Origin of the sequence: Nonomuraea helvata, from assembly GCF_039535785.1 — a bacterium.
Lineage (GTDB): Bacteria > Actinomycetota > Actinomycetes > Streptosporangiales > Streptosporangiaceae > Nonomuraea > Nonomuraea helvata.
Genome location: NZ_BAAAXV010000005.1, coordinates 251,063 through 273,859, shown reverse-complemented (window position 1 = coordinate 273,859; position 22,797 = coordinate 251,063). Strand labels below are relative to the sequence as shown.

General features: G+C 69.9%; 21 protein-coding genes and 1 tRNA gene. 15 read left to right on the top strand and 7 right to left on the bottom strand.

What is annotated here, in order from left to right; all coding sequences use genetic code 11:
• Positions 1-53 precede the first annotated feature (53 nt).
• From ABD830_RS20615 to ABD830_RS20605, 3 genes are all read left to right on the top strand, one after another.
• Positions 54-1,328, top strand: a complete 1,275-nt coding sequence (locus ABD830_RS20615) for a glutamate-5-semialdehyde dehydrogenase (RefSeq protein WP_344989571.1) — start codon at positions 54-56, stop codon at positions 1,326-1,328.
• A 50-nt stretch (positions 1,329-1,378) separates the two neighbouring features.
• Positions 1,379-1,555: a hypothetical protein gene (locus ABD830_RS20610; protein WP_344989568.1), complete on the top strand. Its 177-nt coding sequence runs from the start codon at positions 1,379-1,381 to the stop codon at positions 1,553-1,555.
• A gap of 81 nt (positions 1,556-1,636) precedes the next feature.
• Positions 1,637-3,385, top strand: a complete 1,749-nt coding sequence (locus ABD830_RS20605; RefSeq protein WP_344989564.1) for a serine/threonine-protein kinase — start codon at positions 1,637-1,639, stop codon at positions 3,383-3,385.
• Positions 3,386-3,532: 147 nt separating this feature from the next.
• On the opposite strand, the gene ABD830_RS20600 is transcribed toward ABD830_RS20605, so the two are convergent.
• Positions 3,533-4,564, bottom strand: coding sequence for a M48 family metallopeptidase (locus ABD830_RS20600; RefSeq protein WP_378520863.1), 1,032 nt, complete (start codon positions 4,562-4,564; stop codon positions 3,533-3,535).
• A gap of 87 nt (positions 4,565-4,651) precedes the next feature.
• Here ABD830_RS20600 and nadD point away from each other — a divergent pair, with 87 nt between their 5' ends.
• The 4 genes from nadD to ABD830_RS20580 all read left to right on the top strand — a co-directional run bounded on the left by nadD (position 4,652) and on the right by ABD830_RS20580 (position 6,841).
• A complete protein-coding gene (gene nadD / locus ABD830_RS20595) occupies positions 4,652-5,269 on the top strand; it encodes a nicotinate-nucleotide adenylyltransferase (protein WP_344989558.1) in 618 nt (205 codons plus the stop codon).
• Between the two features lie 90 nt (positions 5,270-5,359).
• Positions 5,360-5,755: a ribosome silencing factor gene (gene rsfS / locus ABD830_RS20590; protein ID WP_344989555.1), complete on the top strand. Its 396-nt coding sequence runs from the start codon at positions 5,360-5,362 to the stop codon at positions 5,753-5,755.
• 51 nt (positions 5,756-5,806) lie between these two features.
• Positions 5,807-6,436 (top strand): histidine phosphatase family protein, encoded by a 630-nt coding sequence (locus tag ABD830_RS20585; RefSeq protein WP_344989553.1) that lies wholly within the window; start codon positions 5,807-5,809, stop codon positions 6,434-6,436.
• A 332-nt stretch (positions 6,437-6,768) separates the two neighbouring features.
• Positions 6,769-6,841, top strand: a tRNA-Ala gene (locus ABD830_RS20580).
• Positions 6,842-7,268: 427 nt separating this feature from the next.
• On the opposite strand, the gene ABD830_RS20575 is transcribed toward ABD830_RS20580, so the two are convergent.
• The 3 genes from ABD830_RS20575 to ABD830_RS20565 form a co-directional block, all read right to left on the bottom strand.
• Positions 7,269-7,658, bottom strand: a complete 390-nt coding sequence (locus ABD830_RS20575) for a DUF1877 family protein (RefSeq protein ID WP_344989551.1) — start codon at positions 7,656-7,658, stop codon at positions 7,269-7,271.
• A gap of 238 nt (positions 7,659-7,896) precedes the next feature.
• Complete coding sequence (locus ABD830_RS20570) at positions 7,897-11,676, bottom strand: S8 family peptidase (protein ID WP_344989549.1); 3,780 nt, start codon at positions 11,674-11,676, stop codon at positions 7,897-7,899.
• 149 nt (positions 11,677-11,825) lie between these two features.
• A complete protein-coding gene (locus ABD830_RS20565) occupies positions 11,826-13,163 on the bottom strand; it encodes an extracellular catalytic domain type 1 short-chain-length polyhydroxyalkanoate depolymerase (RefSeq protein WP_344989546.1) in 1,338 nt (445 codons plus the stop codon).
• Positions 13,164-13,434: 271 nt separating this feature from the next.
• On the opposite strand from ABD830_RS20565, the gene ABD830_RS20560 reads away from it, so the two are divergent.
• From ABD830_RS20560 to ABD830_RS20530, 7 genes are read left to right on the top strand one after another with little or no spacing between them, the layout of a single operon-like run.
• The gene (locus tag ABD830_RS20560) at positions 13,435-14,379 is read left to right on the top strand and encodes a GNAT family N-acetyltransferase (protein WP_344989543.1); all 945 of its coding nucleotides are present in this window, start codon (positions 13,435-13,437) and stop codon (positions 14,377-14,379) included.
• Positions 14,366-15,139 carry a PIG-L deacetylase family protein gene (locus ABD830_RS20555; protein WP_344989540.1) on the top strand — a complete coding sequence of 258 codons (774 nt, stop codon included), beginning with the start codon at positions 14,366-14,368 and terminating at the stop codon, positions 15,137-15,139. Before ABD830_RS20560 ends, ABD830_RS20555 begins: the two co-directional genes overlap by 14 nt.
• Positions 15,136-16,743, top strand: coding sequence for an ABC transporter substrate-binding protein (locus tag ABD830_RS20550; protein WP_344989538.1), 1,608 nt, complete (start codon positions 15,136-15,138; stop codon positions 16,741-16,743). The genes ABD830_RS20555 and ABD830_RS20550 overlap by 4 nt, the downstream gene beginning before the upstream one ends.
• The gene (locus ABD830_RS20545; RefSeq protein ID WP_344989535.1) at positions 16,740-17,720 is read left to right on the top strand and encodes an ABC transporter permease; all 981 of its coding nucleotides are present in this window, start codon (positions 16,740-16,742) and stop codon (positions 17,718-17,720) included. Before ABD830_RS20550 ends, ABD830_RS20545 begins: the two co-directional genes overlap by 4 nt.
• Positions 17,717-18,541 carry an ABC transporter permease gene (locus tag ABD830_RS20540; RefSeq protein WP_344989532.1) on the top strand — a complete coding sequence of 275 codons (825 nt, stop codon included), beginning with the start codon at positions 17,717-17,719 and terminating at the stop codon, positions 18,539-18,541. Before ABD830_RS20545 ends, ABD830_RS20540 begins: the two co-directional genes overlap by 4 nt.
• On the top strand, positions 18,538-19,518 hold the full coding sequence (locus ABD830_RS20535) for an ABC transporter ATP-binding protein (RefSeq protein WP_344989530.1): 981 nt from the start codon (positions 18,538-18,540) through the stop codon (positions 19,516-19,518). The genes ABD830_RS20540 and ABD830_RS20535 overlap by 4 nt, the downstream gene beginning before the upstream one ends.
• On the top strand, positions 19,515-20,516 hold the full coding sequence (locus ABD830_RS20530) for an ABC transporter ATP-binding protein (RefSeq protein ID WP_344989527.1): 1,002 nt from the start codon (positions 19,515-19,517) through the stop codon (positions 20,514-20,516). Before ABD830_RS20535 ends, ABD830_RS20530 begins: the two co-directional genes overlap by 4 nt.
• On the opposite strand, the gene ABD830_RS20525 is transcribed toward ABD830_RS20530, so the two are convergent.
• Positions 20,501-21,478 carry a helix-turn-helix transcriptional regulator gene (locus ABD830_RS20525; RefSeq protein WP_344989524.1) on the bottom strand — a complete coding sequence of 326 codons (978 nt, stop codon included), beginning with the start codon at positions 21,476-21,478 and terminating at the stop codon, positions 20,501-20,503. The genes ABD830_RS20530 and ABD830_RS20525 overlap by 16 nt on opposite strands.
• Positions 21,479-21,524: 46 nt before the next feature.
• Between ABD830_RS20525 and ABD830_RS20520 the strand changes: the two genes are divergently transcribed.
• The gene (locus tag ABD830_RS20520) at positions 21,525-21,977 is read left to right on the top strand and encodes a hypothetical protein (protein WP_344989521.1); all 453 of its coding nucleotides are present in this window, start codon (positions 21,525-21,527) and stop codon (positions 21,975-21,977) included.
• On the opposite strand, the gene ABD830_RS20515 is transcribed toward ABD830_RS20520, so the two are convergent.
• On the bottom strand, positions 21,964-22,302 hold the full coding sequence (locus ABD830_RS20515) for a hypothetical protein (RefSeq protein ID WP_344989519.1): 339 nt from the start codon (positions 22,300-22,302) through the stop codon (positions 21,964-21,966). The genes ABD830_RS20520 and ABD830_RS20515 overlap by 14 nt on opposite strands.
• Positions 22,303-22,387: 85 nt before the next feature.
• Positions 22,388-22,771: a hypothetical protein gene (locus ABD830_RS20510; RefSeq protein WP_344989516.1), complete on the bottom strand. Its 384-nt coding sequence runs from the start codon at positions 22,769-22,771 to the stop codon at positions 22,388-22,390.
• Positions 22,772-22,797 lie beyond the last annotated feature (26 nt).

Genomic DNA, 22,797 nt, shown 5'->3' with positions numbered 1-22,797 from the left:
ACGAGGGAAGAGCGGGGCTTGGAGAGCCCCGGACAGCGGAGCGGAGCGGAGCAATGAGCACAGAGTTCTTGAAGGTCGCCCACGCGGCACGAGAGGCCGCCGCCGAGCTGGCCCCACTGCCGCGGGCGCCCAAGGACGAGGCGCTGCGTGTTGTCGCCGACGCCCTGGTCGCGCACGCGGCGGAGATCGTCGAGGCCAACGCCAAGGACGTCGAGCAGGCCAGGGCGCAGGGCACGTCCGAGGCGATGATCGACCGGCTGCGGCTGGACGAGGCCAGGGTCGGGAAGATCGCCGAGGCCGTTCGCCAGGTGGCCGACCTGCCCGACCCGATCGGCGAGGTCGTACGCGGCTCCACCCTGCCCAACGGGCTCGAGTTGCGCCAGCTCAGGGTGCCGCTCGGCGTCATCGGCATCATCTACGAGGGCCGGCCCAACGTGACCGTCGACGCCGCCGCGCTCTGCCTCAAGAGCGGCAACGCGGTGCTGCTCAGGGGCTCCTCCAGCGCCTACTCCTCCAACACGGCCCTGGTGAAGGTCATGCAGGACGCCCTGGAGGGCACCGAGGTCCCCGCGGGGGCCGTGCAGCTCGTGCCGGGGCAGACCCGCGACTCCGTCAAGGAGCTCATGCGGGCGCGCGGCCTGGTGGACGTGCTGATCCCGCGCGGCGGCGCATCGCTGATCAACTCGGTGGTCGAGGAGTCGACGGTGCCGGTCATCGAGACCGGCGTCGGAAACTGCCACGTCTACGTCGACGCCGAGGCCGACGTCGATCTGGCCGTGCAGATTTTGCTCAACGCCAAGGCGCAGCGGCCGTCGGTCTGCAACGCGGCCGAGACGTTCCTCGTGCACGAGGACATCGCCGACGCGTTCCTACCGCGGGCCCTGTCGGCGCTCGCGGAGGCGGGCGTGACCGTGCACGGTGACGAGCGCGTCGCCGGCCACGGGTCCGGCGTCGTGCCCGTCACCGAGGACGACTTCTACGCCGAATACCTCTCGCTCGACATCGCCGCCGCCGTCGTCGGCTCGCTGGAGGAGGCGGTGGCCCACATCAGGAAGTACGGCTCCGCCCACACCGAGGCGATCGTCACCCGGTCGCAACGGGCGGCGCGCAGGTTCGTCTCGCTCGTCGACTCGGCGGCCGTGGCGGTCAACGCCTCGACCAGGTTCACCGACGGCGGGGAGTTCGGGTTCGGGGCCGAGATCGGCATCTCCACGCAGAAGCTGCACGCGCGCGGCCCGATGGGGCTCCCCGAGCTCACCTCCACCAAGTGGGTCTATACCGGTGAGGGGCATTTGCGCACGTCAGAGGGCACGGTGGTGGCCGGTTAGCCGGCGTGTCGGCCTGACCGGCGCCGGGGAGCGCGGGTTGACTGAGAGGCATGGAGATTGTCGTCGCCCTCGTCTTCTCGGCCGCCGTGCTGTTCGGCACCGACCGGCTGCTGCTCTGGCTGGAGCGCCGGGGTCACGTCAACTGGCGCAGAAAGGGGCGCAGGCAGCTGTCGGAGGCGCCCACGGCCCGGCTCGACAGCATGCTCTCCGACCACACTCGCCGATAATCCTTCGGCGTGCCGCAAGCGTCGAATCGCGTCCCAGCGCTAGGGTTGTGTCCCTTATGAGCGCGCCGGGCGGGAGGGACGGTGACTAAGCTCGGCAAGGTCGGGCCGTACACCCTGGTCGAGCGGCTCGGCCGAGGTGGCATGGGTGAGGTCTACCTCGCCCACAACCGCCGCGGCGAACGCGTCGCGCTCAAGGTCCTGCACGACCTGGCCGAAGACCAGACCCACCGCGTCAGGCTGGAGCGGGAGGTCCGCGCGCTGCGCAGGGTCGAGAGCCCGTACGTGGCCAAGGTGCTCGACGCCGACCTCAACGGCGCCCGCCCCTACCTGGTCATGGAGCACATCGAGGGCGTCACGCTGCTCGACCGCGTACGCCAGAGCGGCCCCCTCGACGTGTCCGAGCTCGTGGACATGGCGCAGGGCATCGCCGCGGCGCTCGCGATCATCCACGCGGCCGGGGTCGTGCACCGCGACCTCAAGCCCGGCAACATCATCATGGGCGCGCAGGGGCCGGTGCTCATCGACTTCGGCATCGCGCAGGTGCTCGACGCGACCCGGCTCACCATGACGGGGACGTTCCTCGGCACGCCCGGCTACACCGCGCCGGAGATCTTCGCCGACGAGCAGGTCGACTCGCCTGCCGACGTGCACGCCTGGGCGGCGACGGTGGCGTTCGCGGCGACGGGGCGGCCGACGTTCGGGCGGGGGACGGCCGAGGCGCAGATGTACGCGGTGCTGAACGGGCAGGCCGACCTCAAGGGCGTGCCCGTCGAACTGCTGCCGCTCGTGCGCGCCGCGCTCAACCGGGAGCCCTGCAAGCGGCCCACGGCGGCGCTGCTGGCCGACCGGCTGTCGCGGCTGGCCAGAGCAACCAGCGGGGCCACCAGCGCGGGCGATGCAGAGCCCGCCCCTGATGAGGGCAAGACGGGCCGTGCCACTCCCGAGGAGAACAAGTCCGCGCGCAGCCGGGCGAACACGGACAGCAAGGTTCCCGCGCCGCGTTCCCGGCCGAACGCTGATGGGAAGGGCTCAGCGGCTCGCACGCCGGGTACGGACGGCAAGACCACCGGAGCGCGGAACCGTACCGGGGCGGACGGGGCCGCGACTCGGAGCCGTACCGGGACCGATGGGAAGGGCGCGGCGGTCCGGAGCCGGGCCGAGGTGCCGCCGCCGCGCGGCCGGGCGAGCGCGGACGGTAAGGCCGCTGCCACGCGGTCCAAGATGCCCGCGGCCCGCCAGCGCACGGCGGCGGCCGTCCGGAGCCGGCCGCAGGTGCGCGGCAAGACCGGGCTCAGGGCCGAGTCGGCCACCACGCTGCCCGCGGGTAACGGCGCGCTGCTGCTGCTCGCCGTGCTGGCCGTGCCGTGCGTGGTGACCTCGGTGATCTGGCCGATCGCCTCCATCGCCATCACCACGGTGTTCGTGGTGCTGACCCGTACGCTCTGGATGAGCCACTGGATGGTCAGGAAGCGCAGCTCGCGGCGTACGCGGGTGGCGCTGCGCGTGCTGCTCTTCCCGTTCGCCCTGGTGGGCGCGGGCTCGACCGCCGCGGTGTGGCCGGGCGTGCCCGTCGCGCTGGCCGCGGGTGGCGCGCTCTGGGTGACCGGCGGAGGAGTGATCGACTCCGACTGGTGGCAGCAGCCCGCGCCCGTGACGGTGGCGGGCGTGGTGTTCGGGATGCTGTGCGGCGGTTTCGCCGGGCGTGAGATCGAGCGGATCGGGCATCGACTGCCTGACCTGCGTAGGGAAGGACTGCGCGCACTGGCCGTGCTGGGCGGGTTCGTCGCCCTGTGCGCGGCCGCCGTGCGCGCCATCGCCCTCTTGCTCTGACCCGTCGGCTCTTCGAGGTGGGTCGTGGTTGCGGCCCGCTGCCCCTTTCACGGTGCGGGTCGTGCGTTCCGCCCGCCGCGCGTCGCCGATCGCGGCGGGTTTTCGCGGCCGATCAAGCTGATCGGCCGCGAACGGCGGTGCGGCCGGTCAGCCCTGGCCGCCGTCGCGGCGCGAGAAGCGGTTGAAGATGCGCTCGCCCGCGTTCACGGCGCCCTCGGCCACGTCGCGCAGAACGCCGATGAACGGGTCCTGCGACTGCGACCAGGACGCGCGGTAGGACTCGGCCGCCGCCTTGATCTCGTCGGTCACTCGTGCGTTGGAGTCGTCCTCCCTGCGCGGGTAGTCCCCGCCCAGGATGCGGTCGTACTCGCCGCTGCGCTGCCACTTGTCCAGCTCGGCCACGCGTACCACCGCGAACGGGTGGGTGGTGCCGAGCAGGTTGAGGACCTTGAGGAAGCCGTCGCGAAGGTCGCCCGCGGTGTCGTATTCCTGGTACTGCTCCAGGAACGCCTCGATGTTCATCTCGTGGGTGTAGTCGCCGCCGGCCAGCTTCATCAGCGCGCGCTTGGCCGCCTCGGGGTTCTGCCCCGTGAGCAGGCCGCCGCGGTCGGACGAGAGCTCGGACTTGCGGTACCACTCCTCCAGGCCCGCGACGATCGCCCGCAGGCCGATGTAGCCGAGCGGGATCCAGGCGACGCGGGTGGCGAGGCGGGTCAGGATGTCGAGCATCGTCCGGTAGACCGCGTGCCCCGACAGGATGTGCGAGGTCTCGTGGCCGATGACGAAGCGCTGCTCCTCCTCGTTCATGAGGTTGAGCAGACCGGTGGTGACGACGATGAACGGGTCGTCGAAGCCGATCGCCTTGGCCTGGACCGCCGGATCCTGCTGGATGTAGATCTCCGGGATCCGGTGCAGGTCGAGGGTGTAGGCGGCGTCGCGGCCCATGTCGTAGATGGAGCGGAACTGGGTCTCGCTCACGCGCACGGCCGACGCCAGGTACATCAGGCGCAGCCGGCGCTCGCTGATGAGGCCGGACATCTGCTTGAGAACCGTGTCGAACCCACTCAACTTACGCAGAGCGACCAGGGCGGACCGGTCTGCGGGGTGTTCGTAGGCTCGGGACGAGATGCCGGGCAGTTGGACGCGGTTGCGGTCCGGGGTGGTCGTCATGCCCGGCATGCTACGTCCGCGACGGAAGCGATGCGCGGCCATCACCAAGGGGGGTGCCATCATGTTGTGGTACGGCGTCCACGTAAGGTCCGTTTCATGATGAATGCGCCTGGTGTGCAGGGGAAGCGGCGAGTTGGAGTGATGGGTGGGACGTTCGATCCCATCCACCACGGCCACCTCGTGGCTGCCAGCGAGGTGGCTCACCACTTCGACCTGGACGAAGTCGTCTTCGTACCGACCGGCCGGCCGTACCAGAAGTCGGAGCGCGAGGTGTCGGCGCCGGAGGACCGCTACCTGATGACGGTCATCGCGACCGCGTCCAATCCGCGTTTCTCGGTGAGCCGGGTGGACGTAGATCGGCCTGGGCCGACCTTCACTATCGACACTTTGCGCGATATTTCGGAAATTTACGGTCCGCAGGTTGACCTGTTCTTCATCACCGGCGCCGACGCCCTCGGCGCCATCCTGGGCTGGCAGAACGCCGACGAGCTCTTCGAGCTGGCGCACTTCGTCGGCTGTACGCGGCCGGGGCACACGCTGCACGATCCCGGGCTGCCCGCGGGCCGGGTGACGTTGCTGGAGATTCCCGCACTGGCCATCTCGTCGTCCGAGTGCCGGCAACGCGTGGCCAAGGGAGAGCCGATCTGGTATCTGGTGCCCGACGGCATCGTCCAGTACATCAACAAGCGGGGGCTGTATCACGGCGAGGGGTGAAGGACTCGTGCCGTAGGTGAGGGGTTTCGGCCCGGAAGGGTACCCTCAACATAAGGGCATGCTGCCGACACAGGAGGACAGACCCGCATCGTGACCGCATCTGACAGAGCCGCCCAGCTCGTGCGCATCGCCGCGGAGGCCGCGGCCGACAAGCTGGCCGATGACATCCTCGCCTACGACGTGAGCGAACAGCTCGTCATCACTGACGCCTTCCTGCTCTGCTCCGCCACCAACGACCGCCAGGTCCGAGCCATCGTCGACGAGATCGAGGAGCGGCTGCGTGCCGAGGCGGACGCCAAGCCCGTGCGCCGGGAGGGCGAGCGCGAGGGCCGCTGGGTGCTGCTCGACTACATCGACATCGTCGTGCACGTCCAGCACGAGGAAGACCGTACGTTCTACGCGCTCGAGCGCCTGTGGAAGGACTGCCCGGCCATCTCGCTGCCGGAGAGCGTCATGCAGGCCAACCTCCAGCGGGCGCGCGCGTGACCGCACTGGCATCTCTCATCTCGGTTCCCAGATCACCCGTGAGGACTCCGCATGAGTAGGCGGATCGTCTGTCTGCGGCACGGGCAGACCTTGTGGAACGTCGAGCAGCGATTCCAGGGGCATTCCGACATCCCCCTCGACGAGACCGGCGTGGCGCAGGCCGCCAGGGCCGCCTCCCTGCTCGCCTCGCTCCGGCCCACCCTGATCGTCTCCTCCGACCTGCAGCGCGCCAACGACACCGCGCTGGCGCTCGCACGCGTCGTGGGGCTCGACGTGGCGGTGGACAAGGACTTCCGCGAGCGTGGCGGTGGTCAATGGGAGGGGCTGACGCGCGACGAGATCGCCGCGCGCTGGCCTGAGGAGTACGTGGCCTGGGAGGCGCCGGACGGAGAGCCTGTCACCGACGTGGCCACCAGAGTGGCCGGCGCCATGCGGCGCTGGGCGGCCAAGCTCGACGACGACGGGCTGCTGGTCGTGGCCTCCCACGGGGCCGCGCTCCGGCTCGGGATCTGCGAGCTGCTCGGGCTGCCCGAGTCGCTGTGGCCGGCGCTGGGCGGTCTGGGCAACTGCTCCTGGTCCGTGCTGCAGGAGGGCCGCAAGGGATGGCGGCTGCTCGAGCACAACGCCGGGACCCTGCCGGAGCCCGTCCACAGCGACGACCGCCCGGACGCCGAGGTATAGGACCGGGCCGGAGCCCGAGGCATGTGACCGGCCCTACGCCGAGGTGTGGGGCCGGCTGGAGGCCGAGGGTGTGCGACCGGCCCTACGCCGAGGTGTGGGGCCGGCTGGAGGCCGAGGGTGTGCGACCGGCCCCGAGGCCATAGGACTGGTCCGACGCTGCGGCATCGGACCGGCCGGGCGCCCGAGGCATAGGCGAGTTCGTACGGCTCGGGGGCCGTACGGCCGGCCGTCGTACTCGCTCTCGGCCGGGGCGCACCGCGCGATTATGCGAATCGTGCGGATGGCTATATGCTCGCGGAGCGCCGCAACGGGTGGACTCGGAGCGGTGACCAGGGGCTATGGCGCAGTTGGTAGCGCGCCTCCATGGCATGGAGGAGGTCTGGGGTTCGAATCCCCATAGCTCCACCCCACACATGGCTCTCGTGGCCGACGGCGGTGCCCATCGGGTGCCGCCGTTTCGCGTTCGAGACGTAGGCCTCTCAGCGATCTTCGTAGTGGTGGGCGGGAGCGTAGAAGGCTTCCTTCGCAAGGAAGGGGCGAGAACCACACCTCCAGCCCGGCCTCGGCCGCGTACCGGGACGCGACGGTGAGCCGTTCGGGGTCGCCGCCGGTGACGCGGACGGCGGTGCGGTACAGGTCGTCGGCGATGACGCGCATCTCGCGTGCCACGGCTACCACGAGGTGACCTACGACGCCGTGGCCGCGCGTGCCCGGACCAGCTACACGAGGAGGCCGCGTGACAGGCGCAGCGGGACCAGGATGACCTCGACCACCAGGGCTTTCCCGGCGTAGTACAACCATGCCATCGCGCCGCTCACCGGCTCCCGGGCCGTCAGTACCAGGACATCGCCATACCCGCGTCCGCGCGAACGGCCGCGCTGTACGCCTCCTTGAGGTCGGCGAAGTACAGCGTGAAGTACTCCTCGTCGTCGCCGTTGACGTTCTCGGTCGTCCGTAGGCCCGTCATGAACTGCCCGACAGTGACGGGCGAAAGGCGCTCCCAGAAGGCTCTGACCTGTTCGGGGGCGAGCCGGCCCACGAGTCCTTCCTCCGACTCCTCGGCGTCGACGCCGTCCGGACCCCCCACCCCGTGAACGATCTCATCGCCGTCGAGCCCCAGTGCCTCCAGCCCCACGCGAAGGTAGTGCGCGCTGTCGTCGAGGTCGTAGCTGCCCAGCTTCTTTCCGTCCCTGACGATGTCGATGTTGATGCAGACCCCCACGGTCGCCTCCCTCGTATACCGTGACCTGGCCTTCGGCGGCGAGCATATATGTGCGTAGATCTTACGATCACCAGTTCGAGGGTTTCGCGGCTGCCCGCTTTGGAGCCGAGGCGTTCGAGCAGCTGAGCTTCGAGTTCGGCGATGCGCCGGTCGGCGACCCCGGGCGTTGGAGCGGGCGAGCCTCCATCCGAAGGTGACGGCGGCCAAGGAGAACCCACTCCCTGGCCGCCGTCGGTCCTCATCTCAGGGCGTAAGCCCGGTCGATGGTCTGGGTGGTCGAGCCGCCCGCCGTGTCCGACGCCGTGACTCGCAGCGACACGAACCCGCCGGTCTGCGCCAGCGCAGGATGCGCCACCTCGACCCGGAAGCGCCCGTCGCCCCGCTTCTTGACCCGCGTCGCGTCATGCCAGGTCGCCCCGTCGTCGACCGAGTACTCCACCCGTACCCGGTTCACGACAGGCGCCCGCCGCACGGCCGAGTGCGCCCCCGCCCGCAGGTCGAACGCGAACGTCTGACCGGCCGGAGCCCGGTTCAGCAGGTCGAGCGGCAGGTCGTACCGGAGCTGGACGGCAGGCTGGAACGCACACCCGGCCCCGAACGAGCACGAATACCCCCGAGGCGCCCCGGAGGAGGGCGGCGGGGAGGAGGTGAACTGCGAGGTCGTGCTCACCGTCCGGGACAGGGCACGGCCGGGAGTGTCCACGGCCTCCACCCGGTACGCCCCGCCCGACCCGGGCACCGTGAAGTACCGAGGCCGCCACCCTTGCGCGGCCACCTCCTGGCCGCCCACGGACAGCCGCGGCTCGGAGGTGACGTGGCTCAGGTCGGTGTAGTGCCGGGGATCGGAGTCCACCCACTGCTCGAAGGGCACGAAACGATCCGAGTCGCGGCAGAGCGAGCAGGGCACCGAAACCGGGTACCCCGAGGGCACGTCGGCGGCCGCGGGCACCAGCGGCGCCTTGAACCACTCCTCGGAGACCCGCCGGTCGTCCCCGGTGAACCGGTCGTCGGAGTGCAGGACCAGCCCGGAGTTCGTGATCGTGCGCGACCACACCACGTCATCGGAGAAGGGCCCGAAGTACTCGGTACGGGTCACCGGCATCGGCAGCGACCCGCCGTACGTCAGGCGCCCCGGCTCCTCGCCGGCCGTCGACTCGCCGTACTCCCAGCCGCTGGTGTCCGGATTGTCGGCATGGTACGCGGTGTTGATCCGTACCAGATCCTTCATGCCGACCCGCTCGGGCCGGGAAGGCACGCGTCCGCGCGAGTCGAAGCGGAGGTGGTAGACCGAGGCCGGCCCCGCGTACGGCTCCAGGCGCAGCGACACCGGCCCCGCGGCCAGCGCGGAGCGCACGGCGCGCCCCTCGGCGGCGCTCAATCCCAGCCGCATGGACGGGCCCAGCGGCACCCGTGCCCGCCCGCCGTCGACGTCGAGGAAGCCGATGACGCCCGCCGCGCCCCGCATGGAGGCCTCACGGCCGGCGTCGTCCATCGCGACGCTCGCGTTGACGTAGCTGCCCTCGACCGGGATTCCGACGAGAACGACCTTCCCGGACACGTCCACGCCCGAAAAGTCCTCAGGTCTACCTCTTCCGACTGAAATAAGGGGATAGGTTGCGGCGGAGGTCAGCCGGCGCATCGCCTCCATGTCGTACGCCGGATGCAAGGTCAACGCCCCTGCGGTCGCAGAGGTGAGCACCGGAGACTCCAGGTTCCACTGGTGCGACAGCCGTACCTTGCCCGCCTTCACCGAAGACGCCGGCGAGACGTACAGCTGCTGCCCGCCCAGGACCGCACCGTACAGCGAGACCGGCTGGGTGCGGTCGGTGAACGTGCGCACGTAGTACGCGCTCCCGCCCCCGTCCAGCGCCTTCGGCGTCTCCGGCCTGATCGGCGCCGTCTTGCGCGCGTCCAGGGTGACCGTCTTGTCCCCGTCGAGCCGGACGTTCTCGATCACCCAGCTCGTCCGGTTGCTGATCCGGCTCTCGTTGGCGACGCCGATCACCTCGTACTCCCCGGCGGGGAGGTAGAACTCGCCGTTACCCGAATAGTCCGTGTGCAGGTAGTAGTACCCGTATGGGTTGAACGGGTCTTCCGGGCTGTTCGTCCGCTTCAGCGGGATCGCGTACACGAGGGGCTCGGCCTGGTAGCCGGGGAAGAACTCCTTGGTCCCGTACGAGTTGACCAGCGACACCCCGAGCCGGTGCGTGGCGGGACCGGTGTAGTAGCTGAACGGCGTCACCAGCCGCACGTCAGAGGTGCCGGAAGTCGCCGTCACCCAGCCGCCGTAGGCGCCGATCGGCCCGGCAGAAGGAGCGACGGTGAGTGAGACGGTGGCGGTGCCGTTCGCGGGCACGGTGACGCTCCGCGCACCCAGCTTGATCGCGTTGTCCGGGGCGGGCTTGCCGCTCCAGCCGCGGGTGACGAGCGAGACGGCCAGTGTGACCGGTGCTGCGCCGATGTTCCGGTAGGTGACCTGCCTCGTGGCGGGCTTGCCGAGGAGCCGGAAGTCGACCACGGAGCTGGCGAACACGCTCTGGGCGGTCGCGCGGGCCACGTCCACCAGGCCGCTGCCCTGCTCGAACCAGTTGTGCCCGTCGTTGCGCCGCGCCGTCGAGGTCAGCGCGTCGCGGAGCTCGCCGGCCTGCCAGCCGGGGTGCTGCTGGGCCAGGATCGCCGCCGCTCCCGCCACGTGCGGGGTCGCCATGGAGGTGCCGCTGAACGCCGTGTATTTGTCGTTGCCCGGGATGCCGGGCAGCGAGGAGTCGGCCGAGCGGGCGGCGACGATGTCCACGCCGGGAGCGACGATGTTCGGCTTGACCGCGGCGTCGTCCAGCCGGGGGCCCTTGCTGGAGAAGCCGGCCAGCGTCGTGCCCGTCTCCTTGTCCACCGCGCCCACGGCCAGCGCCTCGTCGGCCGCCGCGGGCACGCTCACCGTGAGCGGGTCCGACTCGTTGCCCGCCGCCGTCACGAACAGCGTCCCGTACTTCTTCGTGAGCTCGTTCAGCGATTGACTCATCGGATCGGTGCCGTTGCCGCAGCAGGAGCCCAGGCTCATGTTCACCACGTCGGCGCCCTGCGAGGCGGCCCACTCCATGCCGGCGATGGCCCACGACCAGTCGCCGAGGCCGTTGTCCGAGAGCACCTTGCCGACCATCAGGGACGCGGCCGGCGCGACCCCCTTGTACGTCGGTCCCGCGCCCGCGATCGTCGAGGCGACATGCGTGCCGTGCCCGATTCTGTCGGCAGTGCTCGCCGAGTCGGAGAAGTTCTCGCTGGCGATGATCCGTCCGGCGAAGTCCGGGTGGGCGGCGTCGATCCCGGTGTCGAGAACGGCGACCTTGACCCCCTTGCCGTCGAACCCGCGCTCCCATGCGGCGGGCGCGCCGATGAGCGGCACGCTCTTGTCGAGCGACGCCTTCGTCTTGCGATCCAGCCAGATCTTGGAGATCCCGCCGCCGCTCAGCTTGTTGCCGGTACGGAGTCCGGTCCAGAAGTCGTCCGCCCGCTCGGCGCGTACCGTGATCGCCGCGCCGTTGACGCTGTCGAGCACCCGCACGTTCTCGCCGGCCGCCAGGGTCCTGGCCGCGCTCGCCAGCGCGGACGGAGCCGGGTCGCCCTGGTAGGTGACGAGCAGCGGGATCGCCTCGACGCGCTGCTCCCGTGCCAGGGTCTCGACGTCGAACAGCTCCTCGTCCAGGGTCCCCGCGGCGACCATGGAGGCCGCGTCGGAGGGCAGGACGAGGTAGCCGCCGTCCTTGCTGGGCAGCGTGGCGAACGTGACGTCGGCGCCGTCCGGCCTGGGCGCCGGCTTGATGGCTATGGAGGGGATGCTCCCCTGGGACGGCGCGTACTCGACGACGTCGCCGGTGATGAGGGTGAGGGTGACACGTGCCTGCTGGGTCTCAGCGGGCCCGGTGGCCGCGGATGCCGCCTGGTGGGGCGGCACGACAACGGCGGTGAGCACGAGCGCGGAGCCCGATAACACCGCCGATAACCGCGCGTGAAATTTGGACAAGATGTGCCCTTTCGGTCATTAATCGGAGCGCTTTCGGGAGCGCTCCCAACTCTCCGAGAGGGCCAGTATCCATCACATGATCGCAACCGCATCGCGAAAAGGAACATCACCGGGCTCAGCGGATCCCGAGCCCGGTGAAAGGCGAGCCGTCACGTGCAGGTGGCGCCGTTGAGGGTGAAGGCGGACGGCTTGGAGGTGTTCCCGTTGTGGGTGGCCTGGAAGCCGAACGAGGCGGACGCGCCCGGCGCGATCGTGCCGTTGTAACTCACGTTCCTGGCCGTCACCTGGCCGCTCGCGGGCGAGATCGTGGCGTTCCACGCCGAGGTGATCGTCTGGCCCGAGGGGAGCGCGAAGGCGAGCGCCCAGGAGGAGAGTGGGGTGGTGCTCGTGTTGGTGATCGTGACGGCGGCCGTGAAGCCGGTGTTCCAGGTGTTCATCGTGTACGTGACGCCGCATGACCCGCCAGGCGTGGGCGTGGGGGTGGGTGTCGGGGTGGGAGTGGGTGTCGGCGTGGGGGTGGGAGTGGGAGTGGGTGTCGGCGTGGGCGTCGGGGTTCCGCCGCCGGGCTTGTCAAGGCCGAAGAAGGCGATCGCGGCGGCGGCCATCCCGCTCATCGGGAGGCTGTGGCCGACGCCCTGCACGCTGATGGCCTCGACCGGGGACATCGTGCCGGTGCCGCCGTACCTGGTCCTGGTCCAGCCGGACTGGGGCTGGTCGGTGCTGCTCGGCGTCTGGCTCAGGCCGTGGACGTTCGTCCACTGCTTGATCTCCTCCTGGAAGTTCGGGTAGCGCAGCGTGGTGTCCGCCGTGCCGTGCCACACCTGCATGCGCGGCCGGGCGCCGGTGTAGCCGGGGTACGCGCCGCGTACCAGGTCGCCCCACTGCTGCGGCGTCTTGACGACCTGGCCGTTGGCGCAGGCGCTGTTCCACATCGACCCGTCCGTGGTGGCGAAGCAGGCGAACGGCACGCCCGCGAACGCGGCCCCGGCCTTGAAGACGTCGGGGTAGTCACCCAGCAGGACGTTCGTCATCATGGCGCCCGACGAGGCCCCGGTCACGAAGGTGCGGTCGGGGTCGGTGCCGTAGCGCTGCTGGACGTACCTGACCATGGAGATGATCCCCACGGGGTCGCTGCCGCCGTCGTGCCGCAGCGCCTGCGGCGAGGAGACGTCGAAGCAGGAGCCGCTCCTGGTGGCGGACGGGTAGATCACGATGAACTTGTACCGGTCGGCCAGCGAGGCGAACTCCGTGCCTGAGTAGAAGGCCGGGCCCGATCCGGTGCAGTAGTGCACGGCAACCAGAAGGCCCGGGCGGGACCCGACGCCGTCTGGTACGTACAGGTGCATGCGTAGATTTGTCGGGTTTGTGCCGAAGCCGGTCACCTCCGTCAGCTGGGCCGACGCGGCCGGTGGCGCCGTGATCAGCGCCGCGACGACGAGTGTCACGGCGGCGATCAGGGCGCCCGCTATCCGAGCTCTGATGTTCATCGGGTTCCTCTCGTTCGCCTGAAACATTGCGAGTTTGAAGCGAAACTTTCAGCCCTGCAATCGTGGCTGGTTGTCGGCTCTGGTAGGGCGGGGATGACCTGCGGATAAGCGCGAACGAGAGGGCGGGCTCGATGAAAGTTTCGGCTCGCCGGAGCTCAAAAGAATTTTTCAACGATGCGGCTAGGGAGAAAATTAATTCCCGATTCATCTTGACCTTGGCCGTTGTCGATGGGAAAGCTGTGGCAGGAGAGCCAAAGGTGAAAGGACCCTCATGGTCACAGTCCGCGCCTTCGCGTCCGGTGACGAGGCCTCTCTGGTCGAGGCCTGGAACCGCAGCATGCCAGGCGACCCCACTACCTCCGGTTGGTTCCGCGACTGCGTACTGCTCGATCCGAACTTCGATCCCGAAGGCTTACGCGTGGCCGTCCTGGACGGGCGGGTGGTCGGCTGCGCGTACGGCGTCCGCAGGCTGACGCCCCTGGCCCCGGGGACCGACCTGGAGCCGGACACCGGCTGGATCCCGTTCTTCTTCGTCGTCCCCGAGCATCGCGGCGGCGGCCTCGGCAGGAGGCTCGTCGGCGAGGCGCTGGCGTTCCTGGAGGAGAACGGGCGGACGAAGATTGACTTCTCGTCCTACACCCCGAACTACGTGCTGCCGGGCACGGATGCCGAGCTCTACCCCGACGGCCACCGGCTGCTGACCGGGCTCGGCTTCCGGACTCTCTACTCGCCGGTCGCCATGGACAGGACGCTCGTCGGCTACGTGACGCCGGACGAGGTGCACGAGCTGCGCGCCAAGCGGGAGCAGGAGGGGTACGCCTTCCGCAGCCCGGCCGACGGCGAGCTGCCCGAGCTGATCCGCTTCGCGGCCGACGTCTTCAACCCCGACTGGGGCGAGGCGATCCGCGCCCACCGCGACCCCAAACGCATCGTCATCGCGAAAAAAGATCAGATAGTGGGATTCGCCCTCTACGCGGCCTATCGCGGCATCCCCGAACGCTTCGGCCCCTTCGGCGTCGACCCCGGCCAGCGCGGCACCGGCCTGGGCAAGATCCTCCTCCATCTCACCATGACCATGATGCGCGCCGAAGGGCTCCACTCGTCGTGGTTCCTCTGGACCGGCGAGGCCAGCCCGGCCGGCCGCCTCTACACCCAGGCCGGCTACGAGATCACCAGGAGGTTCCAGGTGATGAGGCGGTCCCGTGAGGGAGCGTAGCGAGCGAACAATCGAACACAGCACCCTGGGGTTCGCGGCCGAAGGCCGCGCAACCCATGTGCTCGCCATCGGCGCCCACGCGGGCGACCTCGACCTGACGGCGGGCGCGGTGCTCGCCCAGCACGTCCTGCGCGGCGACCAGGCCACGCTCCTCCACCTCACCCTCGGCGAACGCGGCCACCCCCGCATGCCCGTCGCCGACTACGCCAGGCAGAAGCGCGAGGAAGCCGAGACGTTCGCCGGCAGGATCGGAGCGGGCGTGCGCTTCCTCGACTACGAGGACGGCCTGCTGCCCGAGGACGAAGAGGTCAAGATGCGGGTCGGCGACCTCATCAGGGAGCTGCGGCCGGACGTCATCCTGACCCATTGGAGCGCGTCCATCCACAAGGATCACGCTCGTACCCACCGGATCGTCGAGGACGCCCGCTTCTACGGCGGGCTGAAGACCCTCGAACGCGAGCTGCCCGCCTACTGGGCGGGCGAGCTCTACTACGCCGACAACTGGGAGGACGCCGAGGGCTTCGTCCCCGACGTGTTCGTCGAGCTGACGGAGGAGGCGTACGAGCTCTGGTCGCAGGCGATCACCGGTTACGCCTACGCCAGGGGCGAGACCTACGGCTTCCCGTACGTCGACTACTACCGCGCGCTCACCGTCGTGCGCGGCGCACCAGCCGGATTCGACCGCGCCCAGGCCTTCGCCGCCCCGAAGGGCTCGCGGGACCTCCGGACGAAGTATTTCGGAAAGGCCACCCCCCGATGAAACGCATTGTCGCAGTACTCGCCGCCCTGGCCGTCGCCGGCTGTTCGAGCGGCGGCGGCTCCGCCGGCAGGACCGGTACGAGCGCGCCCCCACTGGTGATCCACGCCGTCGACGCGGGCACGTTCCAGGAGGACTTCAACCCGTACCACCTCGAAGGCGTGAACTTCGGCACGAGCGGGATGATCTACGAGACGCTCATGTACTTCAACAAGCTCAAGCCCGGAGAGATCACCCCGTGGCTGGCTCTGAAGTACGAATGGTCTGACAAGGGCAAGTCGGTCACGTTCACGCTCCGCCAGGGGGTGAAGTGGACGGACGGGCAGCCGTTCACCGCCGACGACGTGGCTTTCACGTTCCGGATGCTGAAGGACCACGCGCAGCTCAACGCGTCCGCGCTCGAGATCAAGGATGCGCAGGCGCTGGCTCCGGACAAGGTGCGCATCGACTTCAAGAGCACCTCGTACGCCAAGCTCTTCAACATCGCCGGCGGCTCGCCCATCGTGCCCAAGCACCTGTGGGAGAAGCAGCAGGACCCGGCGACGTTCACCAACGCCAAGCCGGTCGGCACCGGGCCGTACAAGCTGGCGAAGTTCTCGGCGCAGCTCTACGAGATGGAGAAGAACCCGTCCTACTGGCAGCCGGGCAAGCCGGAGGTGCCGCTGCTGCGCTTCCCCGCGTACACGGCCAATGCCCTGCAGACGGCGCTCCAGCAGGGCGAGGTGGACTGGGCGGGCGCGTTCGTGCCGGACATCCAGAAGATCTTCGTGCAGGGCAAGCCGGAGCAGAACAAGTTCTTCTTCCCGCCAGAGGGCCTGGTGACGCTGCTGCCGAACCTCACCAACCCGATCCTGTCGAAGCCGGAGGTACGGCAGGCCATCAGCCTCGCCATCGACCGGGACAAGATCGTCAAGGTGGCCGAGCGCGGCTACACCAAGGTCGCGCACCCGACCGGCGTGGCGATGCCGGGCGGTGAGGCGTACGTGCCGCCGGAGTACAAGGACGCCGCGTTCAAGGTGGACGTCGAGAGGGCCAAGGAGCTGCTCAAAGGCGTGAACCCGGCCGAGTTGAAGTTCACGCTGCTGGTGCCGTCGCCGTTCACCGACTGGGTGAACGCCGCCCAGCTGATCAGGGAGGACCTGGCCAAGGTCGGCATCACGGTCGAGACCAGGGGCGTGGCCTTCCAGGACTGGGTGTCGAAGGTCGGCAAGGGCGACTACGACCTGTCGATCAGGGGCGCCGAGGCCGGCCCGACCCCGTACTTCCAGCTGCGCTTCCTGCTCTTCGGCGGACTCGCCAAGCCCGTGGGCGAGGCCGCGAGCGGCAACTACGAGCGGTGGAAGGACGCCGAGACCGACCGGCTGATCGACGCGTACGCCGCCACCGACGACCTGGCCGAGCAGCAGAAGGCCACGCAGGGGCTCGGCAAGATCATGATGGCGAAGCTGCCCGTGCTGCCGCTCTTCTACAGCCCGGGGTGGGCGCAGTACCGGACGAACAAGTACGTCGGCTGGCCGTCGGAGCAGGACCCGTACGCGATGCCGTCGCCGTACGCCTCGCCCGACGCCGCCGTGGTGCTGCTGCACCTGAAGCCGGCCGTCAAGTGAGGTTCCTGGCCCGGCGGCTCGGCTTCTACCTGCTGACCGCCTGGGCCGCCATCACGCTCAACTTCCTGGTCCCCCGGCTCATGCCGGGGGACCCGGTGGAGCTGCTGGTGGCCCGCATGAGGGGCAACGTCGACCCGGCCGCCATCGACGCGATGCGGCGGGCCTTCGGCATCAGCGACGCGAGCCTGTGGCAGCAGTACCTGGACTACCTGGGCAATCTCGCACAAGGGGAGCTGGGCCGCTCGATCACCTTCTTTCCCGCCGAAGTGTCCACGGTCATCGCCGACAGCCTGCCGTGGACGGTCGGGCTCGTCGGGGTCGCCACACTGATCAGCTACCTGATGGGCACCTCGCTGGGCGTCCTCATGGCGTGGAAGCGGGGCACCTGGCTCGACGGGGTGCTGCCCGCCGCCACGTTCATGCACGCGGTGCCGTACTTCTGGGTGGCGCTGGCGCTCGTGTTCGTCTTCGGGGTGACGCTGCAGTGGTTCCCCGTGTCCAGGGCGTACGGGCTGGACGTGATGCCCGGCTTGACCGGCGAGTTCGCCGGCAGCGTCGTCTACCACGCGGCGCTGCCGGCCGTGACGATCGTGGTCGCGTCGATGGCCGACCGGATCCTCGGCATGCGCAACGTCATGGTGACCACGCTGGGCGAGGACTACGTGGTGATGGCCGAGGCCAAGGGGCTGACCTCCAGGAGGGTCATGTGGGCGTACGCGGCCCGCAACGCGATCCTGCCCAACATCACCAGCTTCGCCCTGTCGCTCGGCTTCGTGGTGGGCGGCTCGGTGCTGACCGAGATCGTCTTCTCGTACCCCGGGATCGGATCGATGCTCCTCAAAGCCGTCGAGAACGAGGACTTCCCGCTCATGCAGGGCATCTTCCTCGTCATCTCGCTGGCCGTGCTCGTCGCCAACTTCCTGGCCGACCTGGCGTACGTGGTGCTCGACCCGCGTACCAGGCAGGAGGCCGAATGAAGATCAAGATCGGGATCGGGATCCTCGCCTTCTTCACGCTGACGGCCGTGCTCGGGCCGCTGCTCATCGGCGCCGACCCCGCCGCGACCAGCGACGACGGACTCCAGGGCCCGTCGGCCGCGCACTGGCTCGGCACCACGCAGACCGGGCAGGACATCCTCACCCAGATCGTGTACGGCGCCCGCGTCTCGATGGGCGTCGGCGTGCTGTCGGCGGTCATCGCCAACGCGGTCGCGGTCGCGGCCGGCCTGGTCGGCGGCTACTTCGGCGGCGCCGTGGACGAGGTGCTGTCCGTGCTCACCAACATCTTCCTGGTGCTGCCCGCCCTGCCCCTGATCATCGTGCTCGCCGGCTACCTGCCGCAGCGCGGCGTCGCCTCCGTGGCCGTGGTGATCGCGGTCACCGGCTGGGCCTGGGGCGCGCGGGTGCTGCGGGCCCAGACCCTGTCCGTACGGCGCCGCGACTTCGTCCAGGCCGCGCGGGCGAGCGGGGAGGGGCCGTTCCGGATCATCTTCTTCGAGATCCTGCCCGTGCTGCTGCCCGTCATCGCCACCAGCTTCCTGGCCACCGTGGTCGCGGCGATCCTGGCCGAGGCCGGGCTGTCGTTCCTCGGCCTGGCCGACCTGTCCACCGTGAGCTGGGGCAGCATGCTCTACTTCGCACAGAACGGGCAGGCGCTGCTCATCGGGGCATGGTGGTGGTTCATCCCGCCCGGCCTCTGCATCGCGCTCATCGGCACCGGGCTCGCGCTCGTGAACTTCGGCATCGACGAGATCGCCAACCCCCGCCTGCGAACAGTCAAGGTCAAGGCCCGCACATGAACGTCCTGGAGATCCGCGACCTCAGCGTCGACTACCTGTCCGGCAGCGGCGCCGTGCACGCCGTCGCCGGCGTCTCGCTCGACCTGCGGCGGGGCGAGATCCTCGGCCTGGCGGGGGAGAGCGGCAGCGGCAAGTCCACGCTGGCCAACGCCGCCGCCCGGCTGCTGCGGCCGCCCGCCGCGATCACCTCCGGCTCGGTCGTCCACCGCCGTCAGGACGGCTCGTCCGTGGACGTGCTCGGGCTCGGCAGAAGGGAGCTGCGGGCCTTCCGCTGGAAGGAACTGGCCGTCGTCTTCCAGAGCGCCATGAACTCGCTCAACCCGGTCAGCACGGTCGGCGCCCAGATCGACGACGTCCTGCGCATCCACGTGCCCGGCATGTCCCGCAAGGACCGTGCCGAGCGCGCCGTCGAGCTGCTGCAGCGCGTCGGCATCAGCGCCGACAGGCGGCGCTCGTACCCCCACGAGCTCTCCGGCGGCATGCGGCAGCGCGCGGCCATCGCCATCGCGCTCGCGCTCAACCCCGAGATCATCATCATGGACGAGCCGACCACCGCGCTCGACGTGGTGGTCCAGCGCGACATCCTCCACGAGATCAGGGCGCTCAGGGAGCAGTACGGCTTCGCGGTGCTGTTCATCACGCACGACCTGTCGCTGCTCATGGAGATCTCCGACAGGATCGCCATCATGTACGCGGGCCGGGTCGTGGAGACCGGCACCGCCAAGGCCATCCACAGGTCGCCGCGCCATCCGTACACGCTGGGCCTGCTCCGCTCATTCCCGCGCCTGCACGGCCCCCGCGAAGAGCTCCTGGGCATCCCCGGCAGCCCGCCCGACCTGAGGTCGCTGCCGCCGGGATGCGCGTTCCATCCGCGTTGCGGGCACGCCATGGCGGAGTGCTCGTCGGTCCTGCCCGCGTTCGAGGGCGATGTGGCGTGCCTGCTGAACGGCGGCCGTGGTCTGGAGGACGCATCATGATCGTTCTGGAGGGTCGCAACCTCACCAAGCACTTCACCGCCGCCCGCGGCCCACGCGGCCGCCTCGGCAGGCGGCCGCCGGTGCGGGCCGTGGAGGACGTGTCGATCGCGCTGCGTGCCGGGACGGTGTCGGCGCTGGTCGGGGAGAGCGGCTGCGGCAAGAGCACGGTGGCGCGGCTGCTCGCTCAGGTCTATCCGGCCACGTCGGGCGAGGTGCTGCTGCGCGGCGAGCCGGTACGCGCCCATCGCGGAGCGGCCTTCAGGGACTACCGGCGGCAGGTGCAGCTCATCTTCCAGGACCCCTTCGCCTCGCTGAACCCCTTCCACCGGGTGCGCTACCACCTGGCCAGGCCGCTGCGCATCCACGGGCACGTCCGCTCGGACGCGCACGAACAGGAACAGGTCGCCGAGCTGCTCGAACGCGTCAGCCTCACACCGGTCGAGCAGTTCATGGACAAGCTGCCGCACGAGCTGTCCGGCGGGCAGCGGCAGCGGGTGGCCATCGCGCGGGCGCTGGCCGTGCGGCCCGTCGCGCTGATCGCCGACGAGCCGGTGTCGATGCTGGACGTGTCGATCAGGCTCGGCGTGCTGCGGCTGCTGGAGGGGCTGGCCGAGGAGAGCGGGCTGGCGCTGCTGTACATCACGCACGACATCGCCAGCGCCCGGTACTTCGCGCAGGACATCACGGTGATGTACGCCGGGCGGCTGATCGAGAGCGGGCCCAGCGAGGAGCTCACGCAGTCGGCGCGGCACCCGTACACGCGGCTGCTGCTGGAGTCGGCGCCAGATCCCGACAGGGTGACGCCGCCTGAGGGTGGCACGCGGCACGGGGAGCCGCCCAGCCTGATCGACCCGCCGGGCGGGTGCCGGTTCCATCCGCGCTGCCCGGTGGCGCTGCCGGTGTGCTCGGAGGAGGTCCCCGGGCGTACCGAGCTGGGGGAGGACCGCTGGACCCACTGCTGGCAGGCCGACGCGGATGTCGCTCAGGCGGGGCGGTAGCGGGCCGCGATCTCGGCGGCGGCGGCCCCCATGCGCTCGCGCAGCTCGGTGGGGGCCAGCACCTCGGCGTCCGTGCCCAGCCGGAGGAATTCGCCGAGCGCGTGCTCGATCGACTCGATCGGCACCGTGACCCGCGTCCACCCCTCCTCGTCAGGCGGCTCCGCGCTCTCCCTGGCCGCCGCCACCACGCCGGGAGTCATCAGGTCGGCCAGGCGCTCCAGGCCGCTCGGCGACAGCCGCACCACCGCCTCGCCCCACCGCAGCCGGGCCTCGAACTCGGCCAGGTACGCCTGCCAGTAGGCCGCGAGGTCGAAGCCGTCGGGCCGGGTGAAGCCCTCGGGGAGGGGATGCAGGTCGAGGATCTGTGAGACGCGGTAGGTACGCACGTCCTCACCCGCCCGCGCGACGAGGTACCACCGCCCCGCCTTGACGACCAGCCCGTACGGGTCGAGCCGCCGCTCCACCTCCTGGGGCGCCTTCCAGCGGCGGTACCTGACCTGGATGCGGCGCTCGTTCCAGACGGCGTCGGCCACGGCGGACAGGTAGGTCACCGGCTCGCGGTCGCGGTACCAGGTGGGCGCGTCCAGGTGGAAGCGCTCCTGGATGCGGCCCGCGCGGTCGCGGAGCTCGACGGGCAGCGCGGCCATCAGCTTGAGCTGCGCGGCCGTCACCACCGCGCCCAGCCCCAGCTCGGCCGCCGGCCCCGGCAGGCCGGCCAGGAACAGCGACTCGGCCTCGTCGGCCGTCAGCCCGGTGAGTTTGGTGCGGTAGCCGTCGAGCAGCTGGTAGCCGCCCTTCGGGCCGGCGTCGCCGTAGAGGGGGATGCCGGCGGTGTGGAGCGACTCGACGTCGCGGTAGATCGTGCGTACGGAGACCTCCAGCCGGTCGGCCAGATCCTGCGCGGTCATCCGGCCGCGCGTCTGCAGGAGCAGCAGGATCGACACCAGGCGGGAAGCACGCACATTCACTGACACTACCTGTCAGTGACAGCGCCTTAGGTTCTGCGGCATGAACGATTTCGATTTCCTCGCCGGCCGCTGGAAGGTCGCCAACCGCAAGCTCGTGAAGGTGCTCGCCGGCAGCGACGTATGGGAGGAGTTCCCCGGTCACTCGGTGGCCACCCGGCACTTCGACGGGGGCGCCAGCTTCGACGAGATCACGTTCCCGACCAAGGGCTTCATCGGGATGACCGTGCGCGTGTTCAACCATGAGACGCGGCAGTGGTCGATCTACTGGGCCAACAGCAGGACGGGCGTGCTCGACACCAGGCCCATGGTGGGCACGTTCGAGGGCGACCGGGGCGAGTTCTACGGCGAGGAGACCCATGAGGGCCGGCCGGTGCCGTGCCGGTTCATCTGGACGGTGAACGGCCCGGACGCGGCCCGGTGGGAGCAGGCGTTCTCGGCGGACGGCGGGCAGACGTGGGAGACGAACTGGACGATGGACTTCAGCCGAGCGTGAGCTCGGTCCCCGCCTGGAGCGCGCGGGGGGCGGTGTCGGCACTGGCACGCCCCCACAGGACCGCCGCCACCGCGAGGACCGCGATCAGCAGGACGAGGGTGCCCGCCACGATCGCCCACCACCAGGCGGACCTCGGCGGCTTGGACTCGTAGAGCGGCACGTCGGGAAGCATGTCGGGTGTGTACGGGAGCCGCTGCGTGGCCGGCGGCTCCTGCCTTTGACGCGGAGGAGTGGCCGGGCGGGGAGTCTGGGTCGGGCGGGGGTAGCGGTGCCTGATCGTTTCGAGGGGGTCCTGTCGCTCGGGGTCAGGCTGCTCTCGGGTCATGATCACCCCAGGGGTCGCTGCCGGAGTTACGGTGATTTATTGGGTCATTGTCACACTTGCCCCGGCGGAGCCGTCCCGTCACTCGTCAGCCCTGATTCTCGCCGTAGGGCGGCTGCTGCTGCCAGTTCGCGGGGGGCGCGGGAGGCTGCTGCCAGCCGGGGCCCTGGGGCCCGTGAGGCGGCTGGGCGGGCTGCTGCGGCTTCCGGCGGGCGACCACTGCCAGGATCAGCAGCAACGTGCCGCCCGCATCGAAGATCATGGAGATCGGGGTCGTGATACCGAAGACCGCGTCAATGCTCATGCCGAGCGAATCGGCCATCATCGGGATCAGGACCCACGAGCGCAGGATGTTGAAGAGCACTCCCAGCAGGAGCACGATGCAGCCCGCCAGGCCGATCATGGCGGCGGAGCCGTGATCACGCCTCGCTCTCGCGGTCAGGACAACGCCGATGAGCAGCACGATGCCCATCACGAGAACGCTGATGACAGAGGTGA